Raw genomic sequence first — 6,198 nt, 5'->3', positions numbered from 1 at the left:
ATTTCCCTTTACATTTTCCCATAAATGATAAATCTTCCAAAACTGGATGCTCCCAGTTAAATCAGCCAGTCGAGTAATTGCAGAAGCGATCGCACTTTACGAAAATCTCCTTGAACAGCAGGAAAAAGCTCACAACGAAACTCTGGAACAACGTGAGGCTGAAAAGACGTGGATTTACCAAAAGCGCGAAGAACTTGAGTAGGTGCAGAATGGGTTGGAAGTCATTCTCAGTAAATGCACTATTATTTAATCGCTTCTATCTGAAAATGCAGACTGCATTCATCAATCACTTATTTAACATCTTTACTCATGACTAAGCATTACTCCTCTACTTTCTTCAGAGCATCAGGCTTGTGAGCAGCTTGTTTTCCTGTCTTATCACTTTCAACTAAATACTCGGGGTTATCTTCACTTGCAGCAATATGGTGTTCTTTAATATCTGTAGGTGAAGTGAGCTTCTTTACTACTTTGCCAGTTGTCTTACCTTGTGAAGTGTTCCATTCAACCCGATCGCCTTTTTTGAATTGTTCAGCCACATTCATCCCCTATTTGATGTTTTATACCTACTAAAGTCACATTATGTCTGCGACTGGAAAAGCAGCCATCATTCTAGTGATAGAGAAAACATCCGTTATTAAGCCAGTAATTTAATTAGGTGTGAGATGAAAAAATTAGGCGATCGCTACAACTAGTTTGATACATAAGCTGTGCTGCATCTACGCCCGTCGTAGACATTGCCTCATAATAAAGAAAGATTAAGCAGATTCTCAGAAAACTCTCAATGAGCCAAACTAGCCTAAATTTAGTTGCAATATCTATCTTTCTCATGACCCTATCGGTATTGCTGGGGCCATTCTTCAACTTATCACCGGCAGTACCAGCATTTGCTACCTTCACCATCTTAGGCATAGCGACATTAGATAGCTTCAGCCTACAAGGCAAGGGTGGTACTATCTTTGTAGATTGGATTGCTGGTTTTTCAAAAGAACACCGCGATCGCATCGTCCATCACGAAGCAGGACATTTCTTGGTTGCTTACCTGTTGGGTATTCCCGTTACTGGCTACACACTCAGCGCTTGGGAAGCCTGGAAACAGGGGCAACCTGGGCAAGGCGGCGTTAGCTTTGATGATGGCGAATTAGCATCTCAATTAGAAGTGGGTAAAATCAGCGCCCAAATGCTAGACCGCTACTGCACTGTTTGGATGGCGGGTATTGCTGCTGAAACCCTGGTTTTTGATAATGCTGAGGGTGGAACTGATGATAAAAGCAAGCTGATAGGAGTCTTGACAATGTTAGGCTTTTCTGAATCAGTTTATCAGCAGAAACTGCGGTTTCATGCTCTCCAGGCAAAAACTCTACTGCAAGAAAATTGGTCTAGCTACGAGACTTTAGTTAGTGCCATGCGACAACGTACTTCGGTAGAAGATTGTCATGCTGAGTTAGGAGTAGGGAGTGGGAAGTAGGAAGTTATATCAAGTTAGTAATGAAGAGTTTGTAGTAAGCACTTTAGTGCTTAAAAAAGAAGGACTAAAGTCCTTACTACGAACTCATTAACATCATCTTAAACAGAAAATTTATTCAAGTCTGGCGCGGAGTGCAGGAGATGGAAAAAGATTTTCAAATCCAGCTTGTCGCTCACTTAAAGATTCTAGAGCATCGTTCCAAAGACTTTCATAATAAAAGAAGGTTACGCCTAGACCGCGCTCTTGGGCAGCCCGCACCTGAGACTTAATTTGCTGCATGGGAACTGGGTTATTTCGTAACCCTGTCATAATGCCAACTCCAGTTGGAATTGTTTGTTGCGCTTCTTGAATTTCTGCGCGGGAAATATTTGCCACAAAACTTTTTAGATCCGGACGATAAATTTGCACAATTAACTCGTCCACAATATTTTGCCGCATCCAACCCAGCCAATCTTGCAAGTGAAACTTGTAAGCAAAATCATAGTAATTAGGAGAAACAGAGAAAATCGCCTGGGGTCTTCTCTGCTTCACAGCTTGGTTAAGTTGTACCATGAACGCTGTAATTTTATCTGCCCGCCACTTTAACCATGCCGCATCTTGGGGATTTTTTGGGGGAGGATTTTTCGTTTCTTTGGTGTACAAAGCAACTGTATATTGGTCGTAACCAAATTCGTGAGGCAAACTCATGTGATCGTCAAACTGAATGCCATCGGCATCATATTGAGTAACAGTTTCTAGCACAAGATTGGTGATGAATTGTTGCACTTTTGGATGGAACGGATTGAGCCACATCACCTCACCAGCAGCACTGTTTGAAGTTTGGCTACCATCCCGCTTTTGTGTGAACCAATCCGGGTAATTCATTGCTAGTTCTGAGGTTGGGGGAGCCATGAAACCAAACTCAAACCAGGGAATCACCAACAATCCTTTGCGATGGGCTTGGGTAATGAGGTCTGCCAGAATATCATGTCCATCTGAACCTTTGTAGACAAAAGGTTGAATACCTGCACGTTGTGCGAGGGCACTAGGATACATCACATAGCCAGAATTCCACACCACAGGATAGATTGTATTGAAGTTCATCCGCCGCAGTTGACTCACTGCATCCTGCACTTTGTCCCGATTCTTGAGGGTGTCAAAATCATTAGTGGTCATCCAAACCCCGCGAATTTCCTGACGCGGTATCTGTGCGATGGCAGGGGTAAAACTGTCCACCAGCAATACCGTAACAAAGGATATTAAAATGAGAATGGGAAAAAGAGACTTGAGTAGTCGCCGCCAACTTTGGACAATAAAAGATGATTTCATAGATTTGAATGATGCATTAGCTACCCACACACGCCATTGCTTGTTTTTATAATTGAATCTACTAACCATCTAGTTTACAAGTATTTATGCTTACTACAGGATTGATTAGTTGGTAGTTGTTCGTTCCCTGCTTATGGAACTTTTGCACCAGAAAAACTAAAGCAGACAAATTAAGATAGTTGACGCAGCTAATAAGCATTTGTGCCCAATAGATATTGGTATGGGGAATGGGGCACAAGAGGCAGAGGGGCAGAGAGGCGGAGGGGCAGAGGGGAAAAACTTACTACAACTTCTCCCCTGCTCCCCTGCTCCCCTGCTCCCCTGCTCCCCTGCTCCCCTGCCCCCGATCTTCACATTCCCCCATGCCCTACCTGTGTCACAATAAAGAACTGTAATAAGAAAAATATTGTTAAGGTAATTTAGTGAGTCCAACTGCTCAATCCACGGCAAGTGCGCGTCGCGTAGTATTTCCTTTTACGGCAATTGTGGGCCAGGAAGAAATGAAACTGGCGCTGCTATTGAACGTGATTGACCCCAAAATTGGGGGTGTAATGATTATGGGCGATCGCGGCACCGGGAAATCCACAACTATCCGGGCGCTGGCGGATCTGCTACCAGAAATTTCTGTGGTTGCTAATGACCCATTCAGTAGCGATCCTAGCGACCCCGACTTGATGAGCGATGAAGTCCGCCAACTTTTAGAACAAGGGGCGGAAATTCCTGTAGCTCACAAAAAAGTCCAAATGGTAGACCTGCCGCTAGGAGCTACAGAAGACCGAGTTTGTGGCACAATCGACATCGAGAAAGCTTTATCTGAAGGTGTCAAAGCTTTTGAACCGGGACTGCTGGCAAAGGCTAACCGAGGCATTCTCTATGTGGATGAAGTCAACTTACTAGATGACCACCTTGTAGACGTATTACTCGACTCCGCTGCCAGTGGATGGAACACTGTAGAACGAGAAGGTATTTCTATCCGTCACCCAGCGCGTTTCGTGCTTGTGGGTTCTGGAAACCCAGAGGAAGGCGAACTACGCCCCCAATTACTCGATCGCTTTGGGATGCACGCAGAAATTCACACAGTCAAAGAACCAGCTTTGCGGGTGCAAATCGTGGAACAACGGGCGGATTTTGACCAAAACCCGCCAGTATTTCTCGAAAACTACAAACCCCAGCAAGAAGCATTGCAACAGCAAATTGTCAATGCTCAAGAGCTTTTGCCAGAAGTGAAAATTGACTACGATCTGCGGGTGAAAATTTCTGAAGTCTGCTCAGAACTGGATGTGGATGGTTTGCGGGGTGACATTGTTAGTAACCGCGCCGCCAAAGCCTTAACAGCTTATGAAGGACGTACTGAAGTTACAGTTGATGATATCCATCGCGTAATTACGCTATGTTTGCGTCACAGACTGCGGAAAGACCCTTTAGAATCGATTGATTCTGGCTACAAAGTTGCCAAAGTTTTTAGCCGCGTCTTTGGCGTTGAACTACCAGAAAGTGATACTGCACAAAAGAACGGCACAGGTCAAAAATTAGGAGCTAGGGGTTAAAAGTTAGGAGCGGAGCCGGAAATGCTCCGCCTCCGGTGAAGAATTAAGAGTTAAGAGTTTTGAATGGAAAGCTGCTTCATATCTCACAACTTTAATTCTTTACTTAGCACTGACTATATATAACTCCTAACTCCTAACTCCTAACTCCTAACTCAGTACTAAAATATGAGATTTTGGTCTTTTTGGTTCAACAGCTTTGTTTTATCTAGCCAATACAACCCGCCCAGGTTTGTAGAATTATTGATGCTCTTATTAGCGATCGCAATGTTGGCAATAGCCAGTATTTTACCCGACATGCCCTATTTAATCTTAGGCTTGAGCTTAGTAGTTGGGGCATCTATTTCCATCTTAGTGCGGGAAGCGATCGCCCCCTCACCCCAGAGACGAATTACCCAACTAACAGCATCACTATTACTCATCATCAGCCTCTATGGCTTTGCTGATTTAATGTACACTCTTTAAAATTTGTTATTAGTCATTTGTCCTTTGTTATTTGTTTTTTGTTAGTTGTAAGCACCAATGACTAATGACTAATGACCAATGACTAATGACTAATGACTCCATTTTTGCATTTCCACTAATTCCATACACAACTGATTAATTTGCTCCAAATCAGGTTTATGAGGTAGGGCAGATTGTTCGTAAACAATTTCCATTTCGGCAACTAAATCTTCTGCCATTTTCATCACCTGTTCATAAGAATACTCACCTTTTAAAATAGCTTTTAAATCCTCAACATCACCAGCTATTCTTCTATCTACAATCACTTCACCTCGCCGCAATATTTCTACTCCACTGCGTAATAATCTAATGCAGTGCATTCCATGTTTAAGGTCAAAACCCGACTTTCTTTCCATCTCTGCCCTAGCCGGATTTCTATTTTCCTGCCAAGATAAGTAAGCTTTCCATTCTCTTAAAGCTATTTGATAGCTTTGGCTTTTCTGAAGCAGACGGATAAAATCTTTACGGCTATTGGTTAACTTTTGGGTATATTCCAAAGTTTCATCGGGTAAAGTATATTGTTTTAAAACTCCTTTAAAATCAATATCTGCTGTCAGCAATTGATATAATTGTTCCGCTTCTTCCAAAAACTCAATCCGTCCTCTGATTAAGTTATAAAGATACTCCAGAAAAGCATTTAGCTCATCTTTGCTTAGAGGTGCTTCGTCTTCTATAGCGAAGTCAGATGGTATTGGTTTTTTTTGCGGTGGCTTTAACAACCACTTACGATGAGTTTCCATCTTTTTAATTTGGGCAAAAGCATAACCAGTGTAAGTATGTTTTACCTTCTTACTCAAAAATAGCTGTTTACGATCAATTAAATGCTGTCCGACTGAACTTAAAAAAGAATAGTTATTTAACCAGAGCAATTCTAAAACATTGGGATTTGCGCCCGCTAATAACTGGAGAATTTTTCTTAATTCATATATAACTGTGTCTTTGTTACCATCAACGAATGGAAATATTCCTGGTTCATCCCAACCAGTATCTTTTTGTTCTATCCGATCAAATCCCAAATAGTACCTTTTGGGTGCGATAAATACTCCCCGATAATCAAAGTCCGAATCAGGACGATTTAAACCATAGCCGTGGCTACCAGCCAAACCAATTAAAATAGTTCTTTGCTCAACTTCTATTCTTTTCATATCACCTGATTAAAATATAATCATCCTAACTCATGAGTTAAGCAGGTGGCGAGATGGAGAGTAGAGAAAGGGTTTTTAACTCTCTTCAGATATTACATAGATACTGTCACAGCATAAATAAAGCTGACGATTAATACATAACAGATATACTTAATCATTTGCGAACAATAAAATCCCCGACTTCTCTAAGAAATCAGGGATTTGAGCCTTGTGTTTAACAGGAATACTCCTA

General features: G+C 42.0%; 7 protein-coding genes. 4 read left to right on the top strand and 3 right to left on the bottom strand.

Features of this window, described 5'->3' with window-relative positions; translation table 11 throughout:
* Positions 1-46 precede the first annotated feature (46 nt).
* Entirely contained in the window at positions 47-202 is a 156-nt protein-coding gene (locus HWQ42_RS31320; protein ID WP_292818945.1) for a hypothetical protein, read from the top strand.
* Positions 203-320: 118 nt separating this feature from the next.
* On the opposite strand, the gene HWQ42_RS31315 is transcribed toward HWQ42_RS31320, so the two are convergent.
* Positions 321-536 carry a DUF2945 domain-containing protein gene (locus HWQ42_RS31315; protein ID WP_094348753.1) on the bottom strand — a complete coding sequence of 72 codons (216 nt, stop codon included), beginning with the start codon at positions 534-536 and terminating at the stop codon, positions 321-323.
* A 245-nt stretch (positions 537-781) separates the two neighbouring features.
* On the opposite strand from HWQ42_RS31315, the gene HWQ42_RS31310 reads away from it, so the two are divergent.
* Positions 782-1,465, top strand: a complete 684-nt coding sequence (locus tag HWQ42_RS31310; RefSeq protein WP_292818942.1) for an ATP-dependent Zn protease — start codon at positions 782-784, stop codon at positions 1,463-1,465.
* A gap of 111 nt (positions 1,466-1,576) precedes the next feature.
* On the opposite strand, the gene HWQ42_RS31305 is transcribed toward HWQ42_RS31310, so the two are convergent.
* Positions 1,577-2,842 (bottom strand): glycoside hydrolase family 10 protein, encoded by a 1,266-nt coding sequence (locus HWQ42_RS31305; RefSeq protein WP_292818939.1) that lies wholly within the window; start codon positions 2,840-2,842, stop codon positions 1,577-1,579.
* Positions 2,843-3,195: 353 nt separating this feature from the next.
* Here HWQ42_RS31305 and bchI point away from each other — a divergent pair, with 353 nt between their 5' ends.
* Complete coding sequence (gene bchI, locus HWQ42_RS31300) at positions 3,196-4,320, top strand: magnesium chelatase ATPase subunit I (RefSeq protein WP_292733070.1); 1,125 nt, start codon at positions 3,196-3,198, stop codon at positions 4,318-4,320.
* A gap of 165 nt (positions 4,321-4,485) precedes the next feature.
* Positions 4,486-4,782: a hypothetical protein gene (locus tag HWQ42_RS31295; RefSeq protein ID WP_292733072.1), complete on the top strand. Its 297-nt coding sequence runs from the start codon at positions 4,486-4,488 to the stop codon at positions 4,780-4,782.
* Between the two features lie 89 nt (positions 4,783-4,871).
* Here HWQ42_RS31295 and HWQ42_RS31290 read toward each other — a convergent pair whose 3' ends face one another.
* On the bottom strand, positions 4,872-5,966 hold the full coding sequence (locus HWQ42_RS31290) for a nucleotidyltransferase domain-containing protein (protein ID WP_292818936.1): 1,095 nt from the start codon (positions 5,964-5,966) through the stop codon (positions 4,872-4,874).
* Positions 5,967-6,198: the final 232 nt, after the last annotated feature.

Origin of the sequence: Nostoc sp. JL23, from assembly GCF_017115065.1 — a bacterium.
Lineage (GTDB): Bacteria > Cyanobacteriota > Cyanobacteriia > Cyanobacteriales > Nostocaceae > Nostoc > Nostoc punctiforme_A.
The sequence above is the reverse complement of the archived record's forward strand: the minus strand, read 5'-3'. Positions and strand labels throughout refer to the sequence as shown.